This window comes from Cupriavidus consociatus, from assembly GCF_017814975.1.
GTDB lineage: Bacteria > Pseudomonadota > Gammaproteobacteria > Burkholderiales > Burkholderiaceae > Cupriavidus > Cupriavidus consociatus.
The window spans coordinates 71200-94170 of sequence record NZ_JAGIQA010000030.1 but is presented as its reverse complement, the minus strand read 5'-3'; the positions used below and the strand labels follow the sequence as shown (position 1 = coordinate 94170).

Here is a 22971-nt window from a genome sequence, read left to right as displayed (position 1 = left end):
CGCGCTAAGCGGTAAAAGCGCGCCCGCCGCGAAGGGCGGGCGCCGTGGTCGCCGGACAGGAGTGCCGGATGTGACGGATCAGGCGGTAGCGCGCGCCGGCTCGCCCATGATGTAGACGCTGTCGATCACGCGGTCGTCGCCCAGCATGGCAAAGGCGAACAGTTCTTCTTCCAGCGTTTCCGAGCGGTTGCTGCGGCGGGCGATCAGCGGCGTGGCCTTGGGATCGAGCACGATGAAGTCGGCCTCGCAGCCCTCGCCGAAGCTGCCGACGCGGCCGGTCCAGCCCAGCGCCTCGGCGGCGGCGCGGGTGGCCAGGTAGAACATGCGCAGCGCGGTCAGGTAGTAGCCGCCCATGCGCGCGACCTTGTGCGCGGCATTCATGGTGCGGAACATCGAGAACGAGGTGCCGCCGCCGACGTCGGTGGCCAGCGTCACCTTCAGGCGGTTGGCGTCGGACTGGTGGAAGTCGTAGAAGCCGCTGCCCAGGAACAGGTTGGAAGTGGGGCAGTGCGCCACCGCGGCGCCGCTGTCGGCCAGCCGGCGGCGGTCGTCCTGGTCCAGGTAGATGGCGTGGCCGTACATCGCGCCGGGGCGCAGCAGGCCGTAGCGGTCGTAGACGTCCAGGTAGCTGCGCGCGTCCGGGAACAGCTCGGCGACCCATTTGACCTCATCGCGGTTCTCGGCCACGTGGGTCTGGATGAATGCGTCGGGGTAGGCGCGCGCCAGTTCGCCGCAGGCGGCCAGCTGCGCTTCGGTCGAGGTCGGGGCGAAGCGCGGCGTGATGGCGTACGACAGGCGGCCCTTGTTATGCCAGCGCGACAGCAGGTCGGCCGAGTCCTTCGCGCCGGTCTCGGCGGTATCGCGCAGGAATTCAGGGCAGTTGCGGTCCATCATCACCTTGCCGGTGACCATGCGCAGGTTGCGTGCCTCGCTTTCGGCGAAGAGCGCGTCGGCCGAGGCCTTGTGCACCGTGCTCCAGACCACCGCGCTGGTGGTGCCGTTGCGCAGCAGTTCTTCGGTGAAGAAACCGGCCACGCCGCGGGCGTAGTCGGCATCGGCGAAGCGGCGCTCTTCCGGGAAGGTGTAGGTGTCGAGCCAGTGCAGCAGGCCCGGCGACGGCGACGCGATCATGTCGGTCTGCGGGTAGTGCACGTGGGTGTCGATAAAGCCCGGCACGATCAGCTTGCCGCGGTGGTCGACGATCTCGGCGCCGGCCGGGATGCGGTCTGCCAGCTTCACATACTCGCCGGCGGCGGCAATGCGGCCGTCGGTGACGATCAGTACCCCGTCGTCCCAATACTGGTACGCATCCTCATGGAATTGCGGGTCGCGCAGGAAATGCAGCACGCGGCCGCGGATGGCACGGGTGGTGGACTCAGTCGTGGGGGTGGTCGTCATCGTTTGTCTCTTGTGGCCGGCCCGCGCGTGAACACGCGGCGGGCCGGGCTATTGGCATGCGCCGCTCAGGCCGTGGGGGCCTTCACGGGCGGGGATTTGGGCTTGGCCGACCAGAAGTGGTCGACCTCGGCCAGGAACTCGGCCTTCTGCACCTCGGACAGGAAGGCCGCTTCAAAGCTGTTGCGCGCCAGCTTGTGGGCGTCGGCGGCATCCAGCGGCAGTGCGTCGAAGGTGGCTTCCCAGTTGGCGTTCATGTAGCCGCCAAAGTAGGCCGGGTCGTCCGAATGCAGCGTGATCGCCACGCCCGCATCGAGCATGCGCTTGAGCGGGTGGTCGCGCAGGTCGGGGTAGACCTTGAGCTTGACGTTGGACAGAGGGCATACCGTCAGCGCCACGCGCTCGCGCGCCAGGCGCTGGACCAGCCCGGCGTCGTCAATGGCATGCACGCCATGGTCGATGCGCTCCACCTTCAGGATGTCGAGCGCATCGGTGACGTATTGCGCCGGGCCTTCCTCGCCGGCGTGCGCGACCAGGTGCAGGCCCAGCGCCTTCGCCCGCGCGAACACGCGTGCGAACTTCTCCGGCGGGTTGCCTTGCTCGGACGAATCCAGCCCCACGCCGACGAAGCGGTCCCGGTAGGGCAGCGCGGCTTCCAGCGTGGCAATGGCGTCTTCCTCCGGCAGGTGGCGCAGGAAGCACAGGATCAGGCTGCTGGAGAAGTCATACTCCGTGCGTGCCTGGGCCAGGGCGTCGGCAATGCCGTCGATCACCACGCCGATCGGCACGCCGCGCGCGGTATGGGTCTGCGGATCGAAGAAGATCTCGGCGTGGCGGACGTTGTCGGCGACGGCGCGCTTGACGTACGCCATGGTCATGTCGAAGAAATCTTCCTCGGTCAGCAGCACGCTGGCGCCGGCGTAGTAGATGTCGAGGAACGACTGCAGGTCGGTAAAGGCGTAGGCGGCGCGCAGCGCCTCCACGCTGGGGTAGGGCAGCGCCACCTGGTTGCGCTGGGCCAGCCGGAAGATCAGTTCCGGCTCAAGCGTGCCTTCGATATGCACATGCAGTTCGGCCTTGGGGGTACGGCGGATTTTGTCCGCCAGTGCGGCATCGATGGTCATGGGGGCCTCGTGTTCTCTATGCCCGCCGGCCAGGGCCGGCGGCACGGGTTCTCAGGGATGCACCGCCTCCGCCAGGCCCGCACGCAGCGCGGCTAAGCGCTGTTCGCGAACCTGGAGCAGCTGGGCGACGATGGCAACCGCAATCATAGCCGGAGCCTTGTCGGTGATCCCGGGAACCCCCATGGGGCATGTCATTTCCGCAAACCTGGCCGGGTCGATGCCGTGCTCGGCCATGCGGTGTTCAAAGCGTGCGCGCTTAGTCTTGGAACCGATCAGGCCGAAGTAGGCGAAATCGGTGCGCTTCAGGATTTCTTCGCACAGGGTCTGGTCGAGCGCATGGCTGTGCGTCATCACCAGGAAATAGCTGCCCGCGGGCGCCTGCGCGACCACGGCCTCGGGCGTATCGCTGGCCTCGGCCTCGACGCTGTCCGGCAGCCCGCCGGGGAACAGCGTGTCGCGCTCGTCGACCCAGTGCACGCGGCACGGCAGCGTCGCCAGCACCTTGACCAGCGCGTGGCCGACGTGGCCGGCGCCGAACAGCACCACGTGCATGGCGTCGGGCACCAACGTGTCGGTCCAGCTGCCGTCCGGCCGCAGGTCGACCGCGGGCAGGACGGCGCGGCTATCGGCAAAGGTCACCGCGCCGCTGGCCGGCACGTGGCGCTGCAGCGCGCGATGCACGGCGAAATTGCGTTCGACCGCATCGAGCCAGGGCAGGTCGGCCTCGTCCAGCACCTCGAACGCCAGCTGCACCACGCCGCCGCAGCACTGGCCCAGCGCCGGGCCGAGCGGGATGCGCTCGACGCGGCGCTGCTCATGCCGCACCAGCATCGCGCGCGCGATATCCATGCCGCGCCATTCCAGGTGGCCGCCGCCGATGGTCCCGACCAGGTCGTTGGGACTGACCAGCATGCGGATGCCGGGCTCGCGCGGGGCCGAGCCCTTGACCTCGACGATGGTGACCATCACCACCGGCACGCCGGTGCGCACCATGCGGGCGGCGTCGGCGAAGCGGAAGGGTTTGAGCGGTGCGTCCTGCATGTCGGGGCCTTTTGGAAATACTTGGTCTTGCTGGGGCGGGGTGGGCGCGCGCCTGCTTCGTCCGCCGGCCCCGTGCCTGTCAAGGCAGGCACGGGGGGAAAGTCCGGGGCGCCCGCGGGCGCGCGCTTCCTTGCGATCGCTTCGTTGCCGCGATCAGGCGGCCGGGGCTGCCGCTTCGCGTACCGCTTCCACGGCGTCGAGGATCGCCTCGCTGGTGGCGGGTGCCTTCAGCGGCGGGTTGATGCGGTAGTCACCCACCGCCGCAATCGCGTCGCGGATCGCGAAGAACACGGAGAACGGCAGCAGCAGCGGCGGTTCGCCCACCGCCTTGGAGCGGTGGATGCTGTCCTCGACGTTCTGGTTCTGGAACAGGCGCACGTTGAATTCCTCGGGGCAATCGTTGACCGTCGGGATCTTGTACGTGGACGGGGCGTGCGTCATCAGCTTGCCGTCCTTGTTCCACCAGAGTTCCTCGGTGGTCAGCCAGCCCATGCCCTGGATGAACGCGCCTTCGACCTGGCCGATATCCAGCGCCGGGTTCAGCGAGCGGCCGGCGTCGTGCAGCGCGTCGGCACGCAGCAGCTTCCATTCGCCGGTGAGCGTGTCGACCAGCACCTCGGAGCAGGCGGCGCCGTAGGCGTAGTAGTAGAACGGGCGCCCTTGCAGCTTGCTCTGGTCCCAGTGCAGCTTGGGCGTGGTGTAGAAGCCGTCCGACCACAGCTGCACGCGCGCCACGTAGGCCTCGCGCGCCAGCTCGCCGAAGGACACGCGCAGCTCGCCCGCGCTGACCAGGTCGTCGTTGAAGCGCACTTCGGAAGGCTCGACGCCTGCCTTGCGCGCGGCGAAGGCTGCCAGGCGCTCGCGGATCTGGCGCGCGGCATCCTGCGCGGCCTTGCCGTTCAGGTCGGCGCCGGTCGATGCCGCGGTCGCCGAGGTGTTGGCCACCTTGCTGGTATCGGTCGCGGTCACGCGCACGCGTTCCATGCGGATGCCAAGCTCATGCGCCACCACCATCGCCACCTTGGTGTTCAGGCCCTGGCCCATCTCGGTGCCGCCGTGGTTCACCAGCACCGAGCCGTCGTTGTAGACGTGCACCAGCGCGCCGGCCTGGTTGAAGTGGGCCACGTTGAACGAGATGCCGAACTTCACCGGGGTGATGGCGATGCCCTTCTTCAGGATCGGGCTCTGCGCGTTGAAGGCGCGGGTGGCTTCGCGACGGGCGCGGTATGCGCTGGACGCGACCAGTTCGTCGATCAGCTCATGGATGACGTTGTCTTCCACGGTCTGGCCGTAAGGCGTGACGTTGTTCTCGGTCTTGCCGTAGAAATTGGCGCGGCGCACCTCGAGCGAATCCTTGCCGACGTTGCGGGCCACGTTGTCGAGGATGTACTCGATCGCAAACGCTCCCTGCGGGCCGCCGAAGCCGCGGAAGGCGGTGTTGCTCTGCGTATTGGTCTTGCCGCAGTAACCGTCGATCTGCACGTTCGGCAGCCAGTAGGCGTTGTCGAAGTGGCAGATGGCGCGGGTCATCACCGGGCCGGACAGATCGGCCGAGAAGCCGGCGCGCGACACCATCTGGACCTTGACGCCCTCGATGTGGCCTGCGTCATCGTGGCCCACTTCGTAGTCGAACACGAAGTCATGGCGCTTGCCGGTGATCATCATGTCGTCGTCGCGGTCCGGACGCAGCTTGACCGGGCACATCAGCTTCCACGCGGCCAGCGCGGCGCAGCAGGCGAACAGCGCCGACTGCGATTCCTTGCCGCCGAAGCCCCCGCCCATGCGGCGGCACTCGACCAGCACCTGGTGCGCCTGCCAGCCCAGCATATGGCACACGGCGTGCTGCATCTCGGTCGGGTGCTGGGTCGAGCACCACACCTGCATGCCGTCGTTCTCGCGCGGGGCGGCGTAGGAGATCTGGCCTTCCAGGTAGAACTGTTCCTGCCCGCCAAGGTGGATCTTGCCGCCGTCCTGGTGGGCAGCGCCGGCGATATGGCGGGCCGCCTCGCCGCGCTTCAGGTGCATCGGCGGCAGCACATAGCTGCCGGCTTCGTGCGCGGCTTCCGGCGACAGCACCGGCGCCAGGTCTTCATACTCGATCACGCCCAGGCGGGCGGCGCGGCGGGCGGCGTCGTGCGAGGTCGCCACCACGATAAAGACCGGCTGGCCGATGAACTGCACCACGTCGCGCGCCAGGATCGGGTCGTCGTGGATGATCGGCCCGCAGTCGTTGGTGCCGGGGATGTCGTCCACCGTCAGCACCGACACCACGCCGGGCGCGGCGCGGACCTTGTCGAGCGAGATCGATTGGATGCGGGCGTGCGCGCGGCTGCTCATGCCGAGCGCGGCGTGCAGCGTGCCGGCCAGCTCGGGGATGTCGTCCGTATAGGTGGCGGTGCCTGCCACGTGGAGGTGGGCGGATTCATGCGGACGCGAGATGCCGACCTGTGGCACTGCCTCGGCGGCGATGCCGGCGTCAAGCAGGAAGGGTTCGGTTTGCTTGTTCATGCCGATTTTCCTTTTTCTCTCAGGCCGTGACGATTGCGATGGTGCCGGCGCCGGGCGCACGGACATTGACGGCTGCCGCGGGCAGCGCTTCGCTGGTGGTTTCCAGCCAGAAGCGGTACAGCAGGTTGGCGGCGCCGCGGCTGCGGTACGACGCGGTCGCGCGCATGTCGGTCAGCGGGGTGTAATCCTGCGCCAGCGCGGCCATGCCGGCGCGGGCGGTGGCTTCGTTCCACGGCTGGCCGGTCAGGGCCGCTTCCGTGGCGGCCGCGCGCTTGGGCGTGGCGGCCATGCCGCCGAAGGCGATGCGCGCCTCGCTGACGATGCCGTCCTGCACGGTGATGCCGAATGCGGCACACACGGCCGAGATATCCTCGTCAAAACGTTTGGACAACTTGTAGGTGCGGAAGTGCTGGGGCCCCGCCACCGGCACGCGCAGCGCGGCGACGAATTCGCCTGGCTGCATGGCGGTCTTCTGGTAGGCCAGGTACAGGTCTTCCAGCGGCAGCGTGCGGCGGGTTTCGCCACGCTGCAGCACCACTTCCGTACCCAGCGCAATCAGCGCCGGCATCGAGTCGCCGATCGGCGAGCCGTTGGCGATATTGCCGCCCAGCGTGCCGGCATTGCGGATTGGCAGGGAAGCGAAGCGCTTCCACAATTCTTCCAGTTCCGGATGCGCGGCATTCAGCGCGGCGTAGGCCTTCTCCAGCGTGACCGCGGCGCCGATCTCGACCATGCCGTCGCGTTCCTCGATCCGGTTCAGCTCGTCCACCTGGCCGACATAGAGCAGGTTGCCCAGCTCGCGGAACTGCTTGGTGACCCACAGGCCGACGTCGGTGCTGCCCGCCAGGATGCGGATATCGGGCTGCGCCGCCTTGATGGCGCCGAACTCGGCCGCGGTGCGCGGGGCGAAGAAATCCTGGCCCTGCGCGCGGTAGCGGAAGGTCTCGCCGCGCTTGAGGTTGCGCAGCGTGTCGGCGATCTGCTTCGGGTCGAGCTTGCCGTCCGTCGGGGCGGGCAGGGCCATCATGCGCTCGCCGGCGTCGATGATCGGGCGGTAGCCGGTGCAGCGGCACAGGTTGCCGGTCAGCGCGTCGCAGATGGTCTGGCGCGAAGGCGCCTCGCCACCGGGGATGTGCTGCTGGTACAGCGCCCACAGCGACATCACGAAGCCGGGGGTGCAGAAGCCGCACTGCGAGCCGTGGCACTCGACCATGGCTTCCTGCACCGGGTGCAGGGTGCCGTCGGCCTGGCGCAGGTCCTCGACCGTGATCAGGGCCTTGCCGTCGAGCGTGGGCAGGAACTGGATGCAGGCATTGACCGCCTTGAATTCGACGTCGCCGCCGTCCTGCAGCTCGCCGATGACGACGGTGCAGGCGCCGCAGTCGCCTTCGGCGCAGCCTTCCTTGGTGCCGGTGCAGCGGGCGTCTTCACGCAGGTACTGCAGCACGGTGCGGGTAATGGGGGCGTCGGATACTTCCTTGACCTGGCCGCGGTGGAAAAAGCGGATGGTTTGCGTCTCCATGGTCTTCTCTCTCTTGGGGATGGCGGAAACATAGCATCGCCACGTTTCTTGCAATATTCGGCCCAGGTGATATGCGCCATCAGCGGGCACGCCAGTCGGTGCCCGGCCGCACCGAGCGGGATGCGGATTTGACCGATTGTGGGGTGCGTGTCATACACTATGCGCCGTTCCCATCCCCCACGCCACCCATCCGGCCCCCGCCGGAGGGCTGCCCATCGCCATGCACGGACGCGACCATCTCGATACTTATTTGCTGCGGGTGCTCCACACCCTGCTGACCGAGCAGAGCGTGACCCGTACCGCCGTGCGCCTGGGCCAGTCGCAGCCCGCCATCAGCAACACCCTGAAGCGCCTGCGCGAGATCACCGGCGACGCCATTCTGGTGCGGGGCAAAAACGGCATGGTGCCGACCGAGCGTGGCCGCGAGCTGCTGGCGCTGGCCGAGCAAAGCCTCGCGGCGATGGACCGCATTGCCCGCCCGCCGCAGCAATTCGACCCGGCCACCACCACGCGCACCTTCCACCTGGGCGCGCCGGACTATCTTGACGCCTTCTTCCTGCCCAATATCGTCGAGCGCGTGCGCCGGCTGGCGCCGGGCGCCAAGCTGTTCGTCCATCCGATGACATCGTCGTCGGACTTCCTGGACGACCTGGAACAGGGCCAGCTGGATATCGTGGTCGGCAACTGGCTGTCGCCGCCGGAACACCTGCATATCTCGCCGCTGTTCGACGACGAGGTGGTGTGCATGCTGGGCGCGCAGCACCCGCTGGCGCGCAAGGGGCTGACGCTCAAGCACTACCTGGAAATGCCGCACCTGGCGCCCGCGCCGTACGCATCGATGCAGCGCAGCATGATCGACCAGGCGCTCGCCGAGCAGGGCTACAAGCGCAATATCCAGGTGACGCTGCCGTACTTCGGGCTGGTGCCGTATGTGCTGATGAAGACCGACATGGTCTTCACCACCGGCCGCCAGTTCGCGGCGCACTATGCGCAATACCTGCCGATCCGCATGGTGCCGTCGCCGGTATCGTTCCCGCGCATGCGCTTCTACCAGCTGTGGCACGAGCGCTGCCATGCGGCGCCGGACATCATGTGGATCCGGCGGATGATCGCGGAGGTGGCCGCAGACCTGCCGCAACTGCCGCGGCTGGAGGCGGAGGCAGGGTGATGCCCCCGCCGGCGTCTTACTTCTGCGCGGTCTGCGACTTGTGGTTCGGGAAGAACAGCTGTTCCCCTTCCACCTTGTACCCGGCGATCGCGTCCTGCCCTTCCTTCGACGTGATCCACTCCACCAGCTTCATCGCATCCGCATAGTTGGTGCCCGCATGCCTGGTCGGATTGACCGCGATGATCCCGTACGGGTTGAACATCTTCGGGTCGCCCTCGATGGCGATGGCCAGGCCGGTCTTGGCGCGGTAGGCGCCGTAGGTGGCGCGGTCTGACAGCGTGTAACCCGGCATCTGCGCGGACATGGTCAATACCTCGCCCATGCCCAGCCCCGCGCTGACATACCACGGCTTGCCCTTGGGCTCGATGCCGATCTCTTTCCAGTACTCCTTCTCCATCACGTCGGTGCCGGAGTTGTCGCCGCGCGAGATGAACTTGCTGCCGCTGCCGGCGAGCTTGCGAAAGCCGGCGAGCACGTCCTTGCCGCCCTTCAGGCCGGCCGGGTCGCTGGCCGGGCCGACCACGATGAAGTCGTTGTACATCACGTCGCGCCGGTTGACGCCGTAGCCGGCGGCGACGAAGGCGTCTTCCATCTTGCGGGCGTGGACCAGCAGCACGTCGACGTCGCCCATCTCTCCCATTTTCATCGCCTTGCCGGAGCCGACGGCGATCACCTTGACGGTGACGCCGGACTTCTGCTCGAAGCGCGGCAGCAAGTACTTCAACAGGCCGGAGTTCTCGGTGCTGGTGGTGGTGGCGAGCTTCAGTTCGCCGGCGTGTGCGGCCGACATCAGGGCGAGGCAGGCAACAGCGGCAATGCGGCGCAGGCGGCGGAACGGGCTGGAGGTGTGGCGCGGCTGCATGATGGGATCCTTCTAAATTATGTTTTTATGGACATAATTGCCTTTCGACAATGGTCTCAGGGAGAATGCGTCGAAAGACAAGAAACATGGGGTGTTCATTGTGGTTCAGCAAGTTTTCCCAAGTAAATATGAGGCGGAGAACATATGAGCTTTCGCTTTGACTTGTTCCCCGTCATCGCGCCCGACGACAATCCGCGCGCCAACGACAAGGTGTTCCAGCTGCTCAAGGCAGTGCGCGAGACCGGCTCGCTGCACCGGGCCGCGCGCGAGATCGGTTTGTCGTATCGCCATGCATGGGGCGTAATGCGAACGTGGGAGGAGATGCTGGGGCGCACCATGCTCGACATGGAGCGCGGCCGCGGCGCGTCGCTGACGCGTTTTGGCGAGAGACTGTTGCGCGCCGAGCTGCGCCTGCGCGAGTCGGTCGAACCGGTGGTGCAGAAGGCCATGGCGGATTTCATCGCCGAGCTTGACGATGCGCAGCAGCCGCAATCCAGCGTGCATTTCACCGGCAGCCATGATCCGGCGGTGGAACTGCTGGCCACAGCGCTTGGGGAGGCGGCCACGCCGCTGCAGCTCGACACCGTCTTCTGCAGCAGCGTAGAAGGGCTGGTCTGCCTGCAGGAGCGGCAGTCGGAGCTGGCGGGCTTCTATGTTTCTCCAATACAGACGGCGGGGTCGGTGGCGCATGTGACCCTGCGCAAGTGGCTGCGGCCGGCGTCGGTGCGGCTGCTGCGCCTGGCGTGGCGCGAGCAGGGGCTGATCGTGGCGCCGGAGCTGGCGCGCGAGATCCGCGACCTGCGCGACCTGGTGCGCACGCAGGCGGGTTTCGTCAACCGCCAGCGCAGTTCGGGCACGCGCATGCTGTTCGACCAGCTGCTGGCGGCGCAGGGTCTTTACCCTGACCAGATCGCCGGCTATGACGAAACCGAGTTCAGCAACGAGAAGGTGGCTGAAGCGGTGCATGGCGGCCGCGCCCAGGTCGGCTTCGGCTTGCGCATGAATGCCGAAAGCCACGGCCTGGCCTTCGTGCCGCTGACGCGCGAGGCCTATTACCTGGCGCTGCGCAAGAACGACCAGACCGCCGGCTGGCTGGCGGCGCTGATGGCCTTGCTGGCCGATCCGGCCTTTGCCAAACGCATCGAAGCGCTACCTGGCTACGCCATGGCGGAGCCGGCCGGCGTGCTGACGCCGCAGGAGGCGCTGCCCTGGTTCGGGCCGGATGGCAAGGAAGGCAGCTGAGCGGCGGCTTGCGGAGGGCGGCGGGAGGGTGGGCACGCTGCCCGCCCGCCCCGGTCGTATTACACTCCTTGCCAGGGCGTGCTCCGCGCGCGCCCGGCCTTGCAAGGAGCAACATGCTGGAAACCGCCGCGCTGGCCGCGGGCATGTCCTGGGCCAGCGGTTTTCGCCTCTACCTCGCCGTGTTCGCTGCCGGCGTACTGGCACGCCTGGGCTGGCTGGAACTGCCACCCGGGCTGCAGCCGCTGGAATCCTGGTGGGTAATCGGCATTGCCGCAGTGCTGGCCGTGGCCGAGTTCGTTGCCGACAAGGTGCCGGGGTTCGACTCGGTCTGGGACGGCATCCATACCTTCGTGCGCATCCCCGCCGGTGCAATCCTGGCGGCCGCCGCGTTTGGGCAGCTCGATCCGCATTGGGTAGTGGCAGCCGGCCTGATCGGCGGCACGCTCGCCGGCACCGCGCATGCGGCCAAGGCCGGTACGCGCGCGCTGATCAACGTCTCGCCGGAACCGTTTTCCAACTGGACGGCCTCATTCACCGAGGACCTGACCGCGACCGGCAGCCTGATGCTGGCGTTCTTCCTGCCAGTGGTATTCCTGGTCGTGCTGGTCCTGTTCCTGGTTGTCGCGGTCTGGCTGTTGCCCAAGTTGTGGCGCGGCTTGCGCCGGGTGCATGCCACGCTGCGCGGCAGCAGCGCGCGGCCGGGGCGGCAGGGACCTCCGTAGTGCTTTGCGTTCGCGCCGAACCGTATCCCTGACCGGCTTTCCGACTGAACCGAGGCGCGCCGGCGCCACGCAATAGCCGAACAAATAACCGAACAAATAACCGAAGACACCGAACCACCGATGCCCCCCGAGTCCGCCATCGACGCCCCGACCACCAACGCCAGTCCCGCCGCCAGCGCGAGCGCCGCGCAAGCGGGCAGGTTTTCCGCCTGGCGCCAGGCGTTGCGCATGGCACGCCGCGACTGGCTCGCCGGCGAGCTTTACCTGTTGCTGTTCGCGCTGGTGCTGGCGGTGGCGGCGCTGTCCAGCGTTGGCTTCATGGCCGACCGCATGCGGCTGGGGCTGGAGCGCGATGCGCGGCAAATGATTGCCGCCGACGTGCTGCTGGTCTCGGACCAGCCGTTCGATGCCGCCTTCGCACAGCGTGCCGGCCAGCAGGGACTGGCGGTGGCGCAGACGGTGACCTTTCCGAGCATGGCCACGGCCAGCGGCAAGCCGCGCCCCGCCGGCGCCGATGCGCCCAGCCAGCTGGCCGCGCTCAAGGCGGTGACCGACGGCTATCCGTTGCGCGGCAAGCTCAGGGTGACCAGCACGCCGGGCACGCCGGACGCGCCCGCCGAAGGCATTCCCGCCCCGGGCACGGTATGGGTCGACGAAGCGCTGCTGGGCGCTCTCGGTGTGAGCGTAGGCGACGCGCTGCAGCTCGGCAGCCGCACTTTCCGCATCGACCGCATCATCACGCAGGAGATGGACCGCGGCACGGGCTTCATGAACTTCGCACCGCGCGTGCTGATGCCACTGTCGGACCTTGAAAGCACCGGCCTGGTCGGCTGGGGCAGCCGCGTGACCTACCGGCTGCTGGTGGCCGGCCCAGACGGCGCCGGTGCCGCGTACCAGAAATGGGCGCAAGAGGAAATCGGCAGCCGCAAGCTGCGCAACACCCGCGTCGAGTCGCTTGAATCCGGCCAGCCGCAGATGCGCGCGACGCTCGACCGGGCCGAGCGCTTCCTGTCGCTGGTGGCGGTGCTGTCGTCGATGATCGCGGCGGTGGCGATTGCGATGTCGGCGCGCCGCTACATGCAGCGCCATACCGATGCCTGCGCGGTCTACAAGTGCCTGGGGCTGTCGCGCGGGCAGATCCTGCGCGCATTCGGGCTGGAATTCCTGCTGATCGGCGCGGCTGGTGCGCTGGCCGGCGTGCTGATCGGCTACGCGGCGCACTACGGGCTGCTGCTGTCGCTGGGCGGGCTCCTCAAGGTGTCGCTGCCGCAGCCGTCGGCGTTGCCGGCGTTGGTGGGTGTGCTGGCGGGACTGGTGCTGCTGACGGGGTTTGCGCTGCCGCCGCTGCTGGCGCTGACGCGCGTGGCGCCGCTGCGGGTGCTGCGCCGCGATATCGGGCTGCCGCCGGTATCGGCGTGGGTCGCGTACGCGCTCGGCCTGGGTGCCTTCGTCGCGCTGCTGCTGGTGGCGGCGCGCGACCTGCGGCTGGGGCTGACCACCGCGGGCGGCTTCGTCGGCGCCGGCGTGGTGTTCGGCTTGCTGGCGCTGGGGCTGCTCACGCTGCTGTCGCGCCTGCTGCGCGGACGCCTGCGCGGGGCCGCTTCGATGGGCTGGCGCTTTGCCCTGGCGGTGCTGGAGCGCCGCCGCGGCGTCACCGTGCTGCAGACCGTGGCGCTGGCGGTGGGGCTGATGGCGCTGCTGCTGCTCGGCATGACCCGCAACGACCTGGTCGATTCCTGGCGCAGCGCCACGCCGGCCGACGCGCCCAACCGCTTCATCATCAATATCCAGCCCGACCAGCGCGAGCCGCTGCGCAAGATGCTGGCCGGCGCGGGTATCAACGACCTGCTTTATCCGATGGTGCGCGGGCGCCTGACCCATATCGGCGAGCGCGCGATCCAGGCCGGCAGCTTCGAGGAAGGCCGCGCGCGCAACCTGGTCGAGCGCGAATTCAACCTGTCTTATACCGATGTCCTGCCGGAGGGCAACCGCGTGATCGCCGGGCGGTGGTCGGACGGCAGCGCCGGCGCCGAGGCGGGTGCTTCGGTGGAGGAGGGCATCGCCAAGACGCTGGGGATCCACCTTGGCGACACGCTGCGCTTTGACGTGGCAGGCCAGGCGGTGCAGGCGCGCGTGACCTCGCTGCGCAAGCTCGACTGGGGCTCGATGCGGGTCAATTTCTTCGTGATCCTGCCGCCGTCGGCGATGCAGGGCATGCCCGAGACCTACATCACCTCGTTCCACCTACCGGCGGCCAGTGCGCCGCTGGGTAACCGGCTGATCGCGGCCTTCCCCAACATCACGGTGGTCAACACCGACATGATCCTGCGCCAGATCCAGGACATCCTGGACCAGGTGATCGCGGCGGTCGAGTTCCTGTTTATCTTCACGCTGGCGGCCGGGGTCACGGTGCTGTACGCGGCGCTGTCCGGCGCGCGCGACGAGCGCATGCGCGACGCCGGCCTGCTCAAGGCGCTGGGGGCGTCGGCGGCGCTGGTGCGGCAGACGCAATACGCCGAATTCCTCGTGGTGGGCGGCCTGGCAGGATTGCTGGCCAGCCTCGGAGCGATCGCGGTGGGTTGGGGACTGTCGCAGTTCGTTTTCGATTTCCCCTACCGCTTCAACGCGTGGATCGTGCCGGTCGGCGTGGTTTCTGGCATGCTGTGCGCTTTTGCCGGCGGCTGGCTGGGCCTGCGCGAAGTGCTGCGCCAGCCGGCGCTGGCGACCTTGCGTGACGCCTGAGCGGCGCCGCGTACCCGAGTGTGTGATGAGTACTGAATCCAATCAACAATCCGGCAACGCCGACGGCACCCCCGAGGTCACCGCGTTCGAACTCGTCGGCGGCGAGGCGCGCGTGCGCGAGCTGGTCGACCGCTTCTATGACCTGATGGACCTGGAAACCCAGTTTGCCGGGCTGCGCGCGATCCATCCGCCTTCGCTGGAAGGCTCGCGCGACAAGCTGTACTGGTTCCTGTGCGGCTGGCTGGGCGGCCCCAACCACTTTATCGAGCGCTTCGGCCATCCGCGCCTGCGTGCGCGCCACATGCCGTTCGAGATCGGCGTCAGCGAGCGCGACCAGTGGATGCGCTGCATGGCACTGGCGATGCAGGACATCGGCCTGCCCGAGGACCTGCAGCTGCGCCTGATGCAGGCGTTCTTCCAGACCGCCGACTGGATGCGCAACGTGGCGCGCTGAGGCGCCTTAACGCCCTTTTTACTGTCAAAAAAAATCCAACCGCCATGTCCGTGCAACTGCCTGAAGCTGCCTGTCGCGTGCTCGATTTCTGGTTTGACCAGCCTGGTTCAGCGGCCTGGAATACCGAGCGCCGGGCATGGTTCACCAAGTCGGATGAGTTCGACGCCCGCATCCGCACGCACTTCCTGTCCGACTGGCAGGTCGCCAGCGAGGGCGCGCCGGACAACTGGTCGGTCACGCCCGCAGGCGCCTGCGCCCGCGTGGTGCTGCTGGACCAGTTCCCGCGCAACATGTTCCGCAACGACCCGCGCAGCTTCGGCACCGATGCGCAGGCGCTGGCGCTGGCCAAGCGCATCGTCGCCACGGGCATGGATCGGGCGCTGCCAACGGACTACCACCGCATGTTCTGCTATATGCCGTTCGAGCATTCGGAAGCGCTGGAAGACCAGCACGAGGCGGTGCGGCTGATGACGCAGCTGCGCGAGTCCAGCGGCGGCAAGGTGGATGTGGTGGAGTGGGCCGACAAACACCGCGAGATCATCGCGCGCTTTGGCCGCTTCCCGCACCGCAACGCGGTGCTGGGCAGGCCGAGCACGGCGGAGGAACTGGCGTTCCTGCAGCAGCCGGGCTCGTCGTTCTAGGCGCGGCGGAATCCGCGCCGGGCCTCAGGTCTTGTCGCGGGCCTGCTGCCACTTGTCGACGCGCACGCGCGGCGCGGCGGCCAGCTGGTCCAGCAGCGTGCCGGGCAGGTCCGCTATGTGCAGCAGGTCGGCATGCATCCGCTTCAGGAAACCTTCCTGGACGGCATGGCCAAGGAAACCCAGCATGCCGTCATAGAAGCCGCCGACATTGAGCAGTCCCACCGGCTTGTCGTGATAGCCCAGCTGCAGCCAGGTGAAGGTCTCGAACAGCTCTTCGAAGGTGCCCACGCCGCCGGGCATGGCGATAAAGGCATCGGCACGGTCGGCCATCATCTGCTTGCGCTCGTGCATGTTGCGCACCACGTGCAGCTCGGTCAGGCCGCGGTGGCCGACTTCCTTCTGCATCAGCGCTTCCGGGATGATGCCGATGACGGTGCCGCCGTGTTCCAGCACCGCGTCGGCCACGGTGCCCATCAGCCCGACCTTGCCGCCGCCGTAGACCAGCGCCAGGCCGCGCTCGGCCAGCGTGCGGCCGAGCAGGCGCGCGCCTTCGGCATATTCGGGGCGGTTGCCGGGGCTGGAGCCGCAATAGACGCAGACAGATTTCACTTCTTTTCCTTTGCCGCCTCGGCGGCTGCCTTGGACGCCGCGTAGTCGCGGGCCAGCTGATCGAACGCCTCGCGCGCGCGGCCGCGCAGGTAGGGCGCGAGGATCGAGAAGATGTGGTAGCTCGAGCCGTGCAGGTAGCCGCGGATCTGCTCGGGATCGTTGTACTGGCGCGGATGCTGCACGAACTGGAACGACAGCCAGTAGGTGGCGATCACCACCATGTTGGTGCAGATCGCCTCGACCTGCTCGGGCGTGGCTTCCATCTCGCCGTCTTCCAGGAACTGCCGGCAGATCTCGTGCGCGAAGCGCTGCTTCTGCTCGACGATGCGCTTGAAGTTGGTCTCCAGCATCCGGTTGCGCGCCAGCAGGTCGTTGATGTCGCGATACAGGAAGCGGTAGTTCCACAGGAACTCGGACATGTACTGCAGGTAGCCCCAGCTTTCGTCCAGGGTAGCCTTGTGGTCGTCCGGCATCTTCAGGCGGCGCTCCATCTCCTGCTCGAAGCGCACGAAGATGGAGTTGATGATGTCGTCCTTGTTGCGGAAGTGGTAGTAGAGATTGCCTGGGCTGATCTCCATCGCTTCCGCGATCGTCGTGGTGGTGACGTTCGGTTCGCCGACTTCGTTGAACAGGCGCAGCGAGACGTCGAGGATGCGGTCCCTGGTGCGGCGGGGGCCGGTTTGCGGTTTCGGTTCCATGGGCGGCGTCCGGGCGATGGGTCGATCGGTGAATCGTGGCAGGGTAGCGATTATAAGCAATCGGCCCGCGCCACGGCCCGGCGGGCCCCCGGCTCGTACCTCGCCCGGAAATCAGCCCGCCAGCGCCCGCACCCAGTGCACCACATGGGGCCCGGCAATGGCCAGCCAGGTGCCGCCGCAGAGCACCAGCGCCAGCATCACCGCGGCGCTGCCGAAATCCTTGGCGCGCTTGGACAGGCTGTGGCGTTCCAGCGAGATCCGGTCGATGGCCGCCTCGACGCTGGAGTTGAGCAGTTCCACGATCAGCACCACCAGCAGCGTGCCGAGCAGCAGGATGCGTTCGACCACCCCCACCGGCAGCAGGAAGGCGCATGGCGCCAGGATCGCCACCAGCGTCAGCTCCTGGCGGAACGCGCTTTCCTCCAGCACCGCGTAGCGCAGGCCGGACAGCGAGTTGATAGCGGCGTGCCAGGCGCGTGCCAGGCCGCGGTTGCCTTTGTGAGGGTTCTGCTCGATCGTGTAGTCAGCGCTCTGGGCTGCCGGCGGCCTCTGCAGGGGCGGGTCGGACGGCAGTTCCGGATGGGGTTTCGGCATGGCTTTGCGATGCGGGTTGGGCCGCCGCGCCGCCGGGCTTGCCGGCAGCGAACGGCCGCAAGTGGGCCAGGAACTGCTCGGAGGCGGCGCGCCATGAAAACCGCTCGGCATGGGCGCGGGCCGTGGCGCGGTCGATGCGCAGCGCTTCCAGGCAGGCTTCGCGCAGGTCTTCGTGCATCACGCCCGCGGGGCTGTCGCCCAGCACGTCGATCGGGCCGGTGACCGGGTACGCCGCCACCGGCAGGCCGCTGGCCAGCGCTTCCAGCAGCACCAGCCCGAAGGTGTCGGTGCGGCTGGGGAACACGAAGACATCAGCCGAAGCATACACCCGGGCCAGTTCTGGCTGGCTCAGCACGCCCAGGTAGTTGGCGCCCGGATAGCGCGCGCGCAGCGCGGGAAGCGCGGGACCGTCGCCGACCACCCACTTGGAGCCGGGCAGGTCGAGCGCCAGGAAGGCCTCGACGTTCTTTTCCACCGCGACGCGGCCCACGTACAGGAAGATCGGGTGCGCCGTGTTGAGCACGTTGGCGCGCTGCGGCGTGAAGATGTCGAGATCGACGCCGCGCGTCCACAGCACGCCGTGGTCGATGCCGTGCTGGTGCAGGTCATCGAGTACCACCGGAGTCGGTGCCATCACCGACTGCGCCGGGCCGTGGAACCAGCGCAGGAAGCGGTAGGTCCAGGCCAGCGGGATGCCGAAGCGCGCCTGCACATACTCCGGAAAACGCGTGTGGTAGGCCGTGGTGAAGGGCAGGCGCCGGTGCAGCGCGTGGCTTCGCGCGGCCAGGCCGAGCGGGCCTTCGGTGGCGATATGCAGGGCATCGGGGCAGAAAGCTTCGATGCGCCGCCGCACCCGCGCCGACGGCAACAGCGACAGCCGGATCTCGGGGTAGGTGGGGCACGGCACCGTGCGGAATTCCAGCGGCGTGATCATGTCGACCGTGTGGCCCAGTGCCTCCAGCTCGCGGCGTGTGGACTTGAGCGTGCGCACCACGCCGTTGACCTGCGGTTCCCAGGCATCGGTGACGATCAGGATCTTCATGCAGCCTCCTAGGGGGCGTTGGAAGGGCAATGCGGATTCAGGGTTGGCGGGCCCGTATCAGCCCGCCACCGCGGCGCGGCGCCGCCGCCGGGTGGCGGGTTCGGGCGGATCCAGCAGCGTGGTCCAGTAAATGATCTTCAGCTCGCCTTCCATGGTCTCGACCAGCGCCGACAGGCTTTCCACCCAGTCGCCGTCATTGCAGTAGAGCTGGCCGTTGACTTCGCGGATCTCGGCCTTGTGGATGTGGCCGCAGACCACGCCATCGCAGCCGCGCCGGCGCGCTTCGTCGACCATCGCGGTCTCGAAGGCGCCGATGTAGCTGACCGCGTTCTTGACCTGGTGCTTCAGGAACTGCGACAGCGACCAGTACGGGAAGCCCAGGCGCGCACGCAGCCGGTTGAAGTGCCGGTTCAGCGCCAGGATCATCGTGTACAGCGAGTCGCCCAGGTACGCGAGCCAGCGCGCATGCTGCACCACGCCGTCGAACAGGTCGCCATGCACCACCCACAGCCGGCGTCCGGTGGCGGTGACGTGGACCGCCTCTTCGCGCACCGTGATGTCGCCGAACGCCATGCCGTCGAACTGGCGCGCGGCTTCGTCGTGGTTGCCGGGCACGTAGATCACCTCGGTGCCCTTGCGCGCCTTGCGCAGCAGTTTCTGCACCACGTCGTTGTGGCTTTGCGGCCAGTACCAGCCGCGGCGCAGCTGCCAGCCGTCGATGATGTCGCCGACCAGGTAGAGCTGGTCGGATTCGTTGTGCTTGAGGAAGTCGAGCAGGTACTTGGCCTGGCAGCCGGGCGTGCCCAGGTGGATGTCGGACAGCCAGATGGCGCGATAGCGGTGGACCTGGTGCGGCTCGGGCGGATAGGTGTCCGGCTGCTCGCGCAGCGGCGCGAGTGCGGCGGCGTCAAGGCCCGGCGGCAGGAACGCGCTCAGCGGTGCCGCGGTATCCCAGCCGTTGCCGGAGCTGCGGCGCAGCCGTTGCTTCAGTTGCGCGGCCTTCGACAGGTATCCGCGGGCGGATCGGAGTGCTTGCACCATGGCAGTCCCGGTAGCGGCGATGGCTGCATTCAGCCAGCGCGCGATGACGGCGCCGTGACGGAAACATGACTGACTTGTGAAGCGTGGGAAACCGTGGCGCAAGCGGGACAGCGGCGCTGCCGTCGATGTCGGCTAGCGTCCGCGTGCCGACAGCTCCGCCAGTGCATCCAGCACCGCCCGGATCGCCGCGGGATGCCGCAGCAGCGACACATGGCCGATGCCAGACAGCGCGATATGTCCGGCACCATCGAGCCAGCCGGTGCAGGGCGGCCCGGCGATCGAGTCGTGCCAGCTGAACACCGAGATCATGCGGGCGCGCAGGCGCGGGCTTTCCGCGCTGGCAAGCGCGCGCAGCCACGGGCTGCCGCAGCGCATCTGCGCGGCGTTGTGCCCGCCGCCGAAGCGCGCCAGCGCGCTGCCATGGTGCGGGGTGCCGAGGGTCACGATGCCGGCGCAGATGTCTTCGTCGCCAGCCAGCCGCAGCGCCGCGCGTGCCACCAGCCCGCCCATGCTGTGGCACACCAGCAATGGCGCACGGCCATATGCCGCGGTCACACGCCGCATCGCGCCCAGCAGCGCGTGCGCGTAGTCGTCGATATCGCCGAAGACCGGCAGCAGGTCGATCCCTTCGCAGCGGTAGCCCGCGGCCGCCAGCGCGGGCTGCATGTCGAGCCAGATTGCCTGCCCGCAGGCGTAGCCGTGGACCAGCAACACCGGCGGTGCGTCGCGGCCGGGCAAGGCGGCGGCGGGCGGGGCAAAGGGCGCGCGGGCGCGGAATGGCTGCAGCCAGTCGAACATGCGCAGCACGGACCGGATCTCGTTCAGGTAGCAGCGCAGCGCTTCGGGCAGGCGCAGCGGGCGGCGGGTCGCAGCAAGTTCTTGCGGCGGTGCGGGCGGGCGATGGCCTGACGCCACCCAGAGCCCTCGCCCGGTAAAGGCGAAGGCAATGGCGATGCCTGCTGCGAAGCCGCCGAGAATGGCTGCCACGCCGGCGGCGATCGCGCCTGGCCAGGGCCATCCCGCCAGCCGCACCAGGGCGGCGCCGATGCCAAGCGCCGCGGCGGCCTGCGCGGTCACCGCCAGGCGGCGGATGCCGGCGGCGCCGAGCGTCATGCCTTGGGCGTGCGCAGGTCCGCGAGCCGTGTGCCGGCGAGGCGGTCGTGCAGGAACTGCCGGCGCGGGTCGAGCCAGGCCAGCAGGATCCAGACCAGCAGGCCGGCGCACAGCACGCCGACAAAGGGACCCTTGACCAGCCCCAGCCAGTGCCCGAGCGCCGCCGATGGCGGCAGCCATAGCCAGGCCAGCACGTAGCGCAGCGCCGCCTGCGGCCAGCGCGGCGGCGCGCCCGCGGCGTTCTCGACACGGATGCGCCAGGTCTGCATGGCCAGGGTCTGGCCGTTGCGCTGCCAGAACCATGTGAAATACAGGCCCATCACCACGAAGCTCCACAGCTGGATCGTCAGCGGACCGTCAATGCCGGCATGCCGCAGCAGCGGACGCAGCAGCAGGTAGCAGGCCGTGGAGGCGCTCAGCACGCCGAACAGCAGTACGCCTTCGTAGAGCATGCAGGCAAGACGACGGCGCAGCGGCGGTGCCACGCGTGCGGGGGCCGCGGCGGGCTTGGGGTCGAGGGTGGTGGCAGCGGGCATGTCAGGCGAAGAAGGGCGGCGCAAGCGGGCGCGGCGCGGGCCGCGCAAGACAGCCATTATGCCAAAGGGCATGCCGGCCACCAGTCGGGCGGGCGACTACTGGCGCGCCGTGCCTTCGGAGGCCGCGGCGGCCTCGGTAGCGGGTTCCGGGGCGGACGTTGCTGTGCTGGCGGCCGCCGCAGTCGGGGCGCTGGCCGGGTTGGCTGCGGGGAGCGGCAGCGCAGCCGGTGCGGATGCCGTTGCCGGCGACGCCGCCACGGCAGAAGCGGCCTGGGCTTCGCTGGCTGCCTTGCCGGCCGCGCCGGCGGCCCTCGGCTCGTGCCGAACCGCGTGGCTGGTGCCGCCTGGCAGGCGCCTGGTGCTCGGCAGCGCGCTGACGGCGCCGGGCCGGCTGGGCACGCGCTCCGCGGCGGCCAGCTTCTTCTTCTGCTCTTCCGGCAGTTGCTGGTACTTGTCCCAGGCCTCGGCCTTCTTCTCGGCCGGCAGCGCGCGGGTGATCTGGTAGTTCTCGCGCGCCAGGCGCCGTTGCTGTGGCGTCATCTTGACCCATTCGGTCATGCGCGCCTGCAGCCGTGCCTCTTCCTCCGGCGAGAACTTCGGGTAGCGCTCGGCGATGCGCAGCCACTTGCGGCGGTTCAGTTCGGGCAGGGTGTCCCACAGCGGCTGCAGCGGCGCCAGGATGCGCTGGTTCACCGGGCTCAGTTCGGACCACGCCGGGCGCGCGCTGGCTGCCGCGTGTGCCGGCGCGGTGCCGGAAGCGGCTTGTGCGTGCGCGGCGGCCGGCAGCAGGCTCCAGCCGGCGGCGGCGCCGGACACGGCCAGCAGCAACGCGGCCAGCCGGCGGCGCAGGGCGTCGGGGCGGGACAGTGCGGGCGCCATGCTATTGCCCGCGTTTCAGGAAGACGTGGAAGCCCTCGTCGGCGTAGGCCGTGGGCGGCAGGTCGTCGAGCAGCATGGCCGCATCGACATCGGCCAGTTCTTCGACACGCTTCTGCTGCTGCCAGTGATAGATGCCCATCAGGCCGGCGGCCAGGGCCACCAGCGTCCAGACCAGGCCCAGGCGGCGCAGCCACGCACCGGCGCGGTGCAGCGGCGAGTCGTCCTCGTCGAACATCGGGACGTGCGGTCCCGGCATGGCGAATTGCGGCACCGGCACGGCCGCTTCTGCCTTCTTGCGCGCGAGCGCAATCCGGCGCGCGGCGGCGAGCCGTTCGGCAATGTCGGCCGGCAACGCATCGGCACTCGCATCGAGCGCCGTGCAAATCTCATGCGCGAACCGGCGTTCGCGGATATCTCTCTCGTTTATGCTCATAGTCGGACTCCCCGTGCGCGCAGGGCTTGCGCCAGGGTATGCGTGGCACGGGAACAGTGCGTCTTGACGCTGCCCTCGGAGCAGCCCATGACGGCTGCAGTTTCGGCGACGTCCATATCTTCCCAGTAACGCATCAGGAATGCCTCGCGTTGACGCGCCGGCAGGCGCTGGATCTCCTGCTCGATGATGTGCATCACCTGCGCGCGCTCCACCTTGTCAGCGCTGCTTTCCGCTGATTCGGAGCCGGCCTGCGCCTCCAGTGTCTCCAGCAGGTCATTGTCGTCGCCGCCGTCGCGGTCGTCGCGCAGGCTGGAGAACAGCGTGACCCAGGTGTTGCGCACCTTCTGGCGGCGGAACCAGTCGTGGATGGTGTTCTGCAGGATGCGCTGGAACAGCGGCGGCAACTCGGCGGCGCTTTTGTCGCCATACTTCTCTGCCAGCTTGATCATCGCGTCCTGCACGATATCCAGTGCCGCCTCGTCGTCGCGGACCGCGAACACGGCCTGCTTGAAGGCGCGGCGTTCGACGCTGGCGAGAAAATCGGTCAGTTCCTGGTCGGTGGCCATTCAGGCGGAATGCGGCTTGGTGTGCAGCTTGTTGCGGCG

Annotated in this window: 22 protein-coding genes; 6 read left to right on the top strand and 16 right to left on the bottom strand. The window is 68.4% G+C overall.

All coding sequences use genetic code 11. The features are described from left to right. Positions 1–78: 78 nt before the first annotated feature. The 5 genes from guaD to xdhA all read right to left on the bottom strand — a co-directional run bounded on the left by guaD (position 79) and on the right by xdhA (position 7590). Positions 79–1398: a guanine deaminase gene (gene guaD / locus J8I82_RS30655; RefSeq protein ID WP_209763304.1), complete on the bottom strand. Its 1320-nt coding sequence runs from the start codon at positions 1396–1398 to the stop codon at positions 79–81. A gap of 65 nt (positions 1399–1463) precedes the next feature. Then, a complete protein-coding gene (locus J8I82_RS30650; protein WP_209763302.1) occupies positions 1464–2519 on the bottom strand; it encodes an adenosine deaminase in 1056 nt (351 codons plus the stop codon). A gap of 51 nt (positions 2520–2570) precedes the next feature. After that, the gene (gene xdhC, locus J8I82_RS30645) at positions 2571–3560 is read right to left on the bottom strand and encodes a xanthine dehydrogenase accessory protein XdhC (protein WP_209763300.1); all 990 of its coding nucleotides are present in this window, start codon (positions 3558–3560) and stop codon (positions 2571–2573) included. Between the two features lie 153 nt (positions 3561–3713). Then, positions 3714–6068, bottom strand: a complete 2355-nt coding sequence (gene xdhB / locus J8I82_RS30640) for a xanthine dehydrogenase molybdopterin binding subunit (RefSeq protein WP_209763298.1) — start codon at positions 6066–6068, stop codon at positions 3714–3716. Positions 6069–6087: 19 nt separating this feature from the next. Continuing rightward, entirely contained in the window at positions 6088–7590 is a 1503-nt protein-coding gene (gene xdhA / locus J8I82_RS30635) for a xanthine dehydrogenase small subunit (protein ID WP_209763297.1), read from the bottom strand. Positions 7591–7810: 220 nt separating this feature from the next. Between xdhA and J8I82_RS30630 the strand changes: the two genes are divergently transcribed. Further along, positions 7811–8758 carry a LysR substrate-binding domain-containing protein gene (locus J8I82_RS30630; protein WP_063241445.1) on the top strand — a complete coding sequence of 316 codons (948 nt, stop codon included), beginning with the start codon at positions 7811–7813 and terminating at the stop codon, positions 8756–8758. A gap of 16 nt (positions 8759–8774) precedes the next feature. Here J8I82_RS30630 and J8I82_RS30625 read toward each other — a convergent pair whose 3' ends face one another. Continuing rightward, a complete protein-coding gene (locus tag J8I82_RS30625) occupies positions 8775–9620 on the bottom strand; it encodes an ABC transporter substrate-binding protein (RefSeq protein WP_209763295.1) in 846 nt (281 codons plus the stop codon). A gap of 144 nt (positions 9621–9764) precedes the next feature. Between J8I82_RS30625 and J8I82_RS30620 the strand changes: the two genes are divergently transcribed. The 5 genes from J8I82_RS30620 (at position 9765) to J8I82_RS30600 (ending at position 15421) form a co-directional block, all read left to right on the top strand. After that, positions 9765–10862 carry a substrate-binding domain-containing protein gene (locus J8I82_RS30620; protein WP_209763293.1) on the top strand — a complete coding sequence of 366 codons (1098 nt, stop codon included), beginning with the start codon at positions 9765–9767 and terminating at the stop codon, positions 10860–10862. Between the two features lie 113 nt (positions 10863–10975). Further along, positions 10976–11584 carry a DUF4126 domain-containing protein gene (locus J8I82_RS30615; RefSeq protein WP_209763292.1) on the top strand — a complete coding sequence of 203 codons (609 nt, stop codon included), beginning with the start codon at positions 10976–10978 and terminating at the stop codon, positions 11582–11584. Positions 11585–11704: 120 nt separating this feature from the next. Beyond that, positions 11705–14326, top strand: coding sequence for an ABC transporter permease (locus J8I82_RS30610; protein WP_209763291.1), 2622 nt, complete (start codon positions 11705–11707; stop codon positions 14324–14326). 25 nt (positions 14327–14351) lie between these two features. After that, positions 14352–14780 (top strand): group II truncated hemoglobin, encoded by a 429-nt coding sequence (locus tag J8I82_RS30605; RefSeq protein ID WP_209763290.1) that lies wholly within the window; start codon positions 14352–14354, stop codon positions 14778–14780. Positions 14781–14824: 44 nt separating this feature from the next. Then, complete coding sequence (locus tag J8I82_RS30600) at positions 14825–15421, top strand: DUF924 family protein (RefSeq protein WP_209763289.1); 597 nt, start codon at positions 14825–14827, stop codon at positions 15419–15421. A gap of 24 nt (positions 15422–15445) precedes the next feature. Here J8I82_RS30600 and J8I82_RS30595 read toward each other — a convergent pair whose 3' ends face one another. The 10 genes from J8I82_RS30595 to J8I82_RS30550 form a co-directional block, all read right to left on the bottom strand. Continuing rightward, entirely contained in the window at positions 15446–16030 is a 585-nt protein-coding gene (locus tag J8I82_RS30595; RefSeq protein ID WP_209763288.1) for an LOG family protein, read from the bottom strand. Further along, on the bottom strand, positions 16027–16728 hold the full coding sequence (locus tag J8I82_RS30590) for a TetR/AcrR family transcriptional regulator (protein WP_209763287.1): 702 nt from the start codon (positions 16726–16728) through the stop codon (positions 16027–16029). Before J8I82_RS30590 ends, J8I82_RS30595 begins: the two co-directional genes overlap by 4 nt. A gap of 111 nt (positions 16729–16839) precedes the next feature. Next, positions 16840–17322 (bottom strand): diacylglycerol kinase, encoded by a 483-nt coding sequence (locus J8I82_RS30585; RefSeq protein ID WP_084402327.1) that lies wholly within the window; start codon positions 17320–17322, stop codon positions 16840–16842. Continuing rightward, entirely contained in the window at positions 17252–18364 is a 1113-nt protein-coding gene (locus tag J8I82_RS30580; protein ID WP_209763286.1) for a glycosyltransferase family 4 protein, read from the bottom strand. Before J8I82_RS30580 ends, J8I82_RS30585 begins: the two co-directional genes overlap by 71 nt. 57 nt (positions 18365–18421) lie before the next feature. Further along, the gene (locus J8I82_RS30575) at positions 18422–19405 is read right to left on the bottom strand and encodes a UDP-2,3-diacylglucosamine diphosphatase (RefSeq protein ID WP_209763285.1); all 984 of its coding nucleotides are present in this window, start codon (positions 19403–19405) and stop codon (positions 18422–18424) included. A gap of 132 nt (positions 19406–19537) precedes the next feature. After that, positions 19538–20518 carry a lipase family alpha/beta hydrolase gene (locus J8I82_RS30570; RefSeq protein WP_209763284.1) on the bottom strand — a complete coding sequence of 327 codons (981 nt, stop codon included), beginning with the start codon at positions 20516–20518 and terminating at the stop codon, positions 19538–19540. Continuing rightward, positions 20515–21054 carry an RDD family protein gene (locus J8I82_RS30565; protein ID WP_209763283.1) on the bottom strand — a complete coding sequence of 180 codons (540 nt, stop codon included), beginning with the start codon at positions 21052–21054 and terminating at the stop codon, positions 20515–20517. The genes J8I82_RS30570 and J8I82_RS30565 overlap by 4 nt, the downstream gene beginning before the upstream one ends. 96 nt (positions 21055–21150) lie before the next feature. Continuing rightward, positions 21151–21933 (bottom strand): DUF3106 domain-containing protein, encoded by a 783-nt coding sequence (locus J8I82_RS30560; RefSeq protein ID WP_209763282.1) that lies wholly within the window; start codon positions 21931–21933, stop codon positions 21151–21153. A 1-nt stretch (position 21934) separates the two neighbouring features. Further along, positions 21935–22366, bottom strand: a complete 432-nt coding sequence (locus tag J8I82_RS30555; protein ID WP_209763281.1) for a DUF3619 family protein — start codon at positions 22364–22366, stop codon at positions 21935–21937. Continuing rightward, entirely contained in the window at positions 22363–22932 is a 570-nt protein-coding gene (locus tag J8I82_RS30550; protein ID WP_209763280.1) for an RNA polymerase sigma factor, read from the bottom strand. The genes J8I82_RS30555 and J8I82_RS30550 overlap by 4 nt, the downstream gene beginning before the upstream one ends. Positions 22933–22971 lie beyond the last annotated feature (39 nt).

Bases quoted from the DNA above. Each gene is read 5' to 3' on its own strand.
- guaD (WP_209763304.1), bottom strand. From the start codon at position 1,398: ATGACGACCACCCCCACGACTGAGTCCACCACCCGTGCCATCCGCGGC.
- J8I82_RS30650 (WP_209763302.1), bottom strand. From the start codon at position 2,519: ATGACCATCGATGCCGCACTGGCGGACAAAATCCGCCGTACCCCCAAG.
- xdhC (WP_209763300.1), bottom strand. From the start codon at position 3,560: ATGCAGGACGCACCGCTCAAACCCTTCCGCTTCGCCGACGCCGCCCGC.
- xdhB (WP_209763298.1), bottom strand. From the start codon at position 6,068: ATGAACAAGCAAACCGAACCCTTCCTGCTTGACGCCGGCATCGCCGCC.
- xdhA (WP_209763297.1), bottom strand. From the start codon at position 7,590: ATGGAGACGCAAACCATCCGCTTTTTCCACCGCGGCCAGGTCAAGGAA.
- J8I82_RS30630 (WP_063241445.1), top strand. From the start codon at position 7,811: ATGCACGGACGCGACCATCTCGATACTTATTTGCTGCGGGTGCTCCAC.
- J8I82_RS30625 (WP_209763295.1), bottom strand. From the start codon at position 9,620: ATGCAGCCGCGCCACACCTCCAGCCCGTTCCGCCGCCTGCGCCGCATT.
- J8I82_RS30620 (WP_209763293.1), top strand. From the start codon at position 9,765: ATGAGCTTTCGCTTTGACTTGTTCCCCGTCATCGCGCCCGACGACAAT.
- J8I82_RS30615 (WP_209763292.1), top strand. From the start codon at position 10,976: ATGCTGGAAACCGCCGCGCTGGCCGCGGGCATGTCCTGGGCCAGCGGT.
- J8I82_RS30610 (WP_209763291.1), top strand. From the start codon at position 11,705: ATGCCCCCCGAGTCCGCCATCGACGCCCCGACCACCAACGCCAGTCCC.
- J8I82_RS30605 (WP_209763290.1), top strand. From the start codon at position 14,352: ATGAGTACTGAATCCAATCAACAATCCGGCAACGCCGACGGCACCCCC.
- J8I82_RS30600 (WP_209763289.1), top strand. From the start codon at position 14,825: ATGTCCGTGCAACTGCCTGAAGCTGCCTGTCGCGTGCTCGATTTCTGG.
- J8I82_RS30590 (WP_209763287.1), bottom strand. From the start codon at position 16,728: ATGGAACCGAAACCGCAAACCGGCCCCCGCCGCACCAGGGACCGCATC.
- J8I82_RS30585 (WP_084402327.1), bottom strand. From the start codon at position 17,322: ATGCCGAAACCCCATCCGGAACTGCCGTCCGACCCGCCCCTGCAGAGG.
- J8I82_RS30580 (WP_209763286.1), bottom strand. From the start codon at position 18,364: ATGAAGATCCTGATCGTCACCGATGCCTGGGAACCGCAGGTCAACGGC.
- J8I82_RS30575 (WP_209763285.1), bottom strand. From the start codon at position 19,405: ATGGTGCAAGCACTCCGATCCGCCCGCGGATACCTGTCGAAGGCCGCG.
- J8I82_RS30570 (WP_209763284.1), bottom strand. From the start codon at position 20,518: ATGACGCTCGGCGCCGCCGGCATCCGCCGCCTGGCGGTGACCGCGCAG.
- J8I82_RS30565 (WP_209763283.1), bottom strand. From the start codon at position 21,054: ATGCCCGCTGCCACCACCCTCGACCCCAAGCCCGCCGCGGCCCCCGCA.
- J8I82_RS30560 (WP_209763282.1), bottom strand. From the start codon at position 21,933: ATGGCGCCCGCACTGTCCCGCCCCGACGCCCTGCGCCGCCGGCTGGCC.
- J8I82_RS30555 (WP_209763281.1), bottom strand. From the start codon at position 22,366: ATGAGCATAAACGAGAGAGATATCCGCGAACGCCGGTTCGCGCATGAG.
- J8I82_RS30550 (WP_209763280.1), bottom strand. From the start codon at position 22,932: ATGGCCACCGACCAGGAACTGACCGATTTTCTCGCCAGCGTCGAACGC.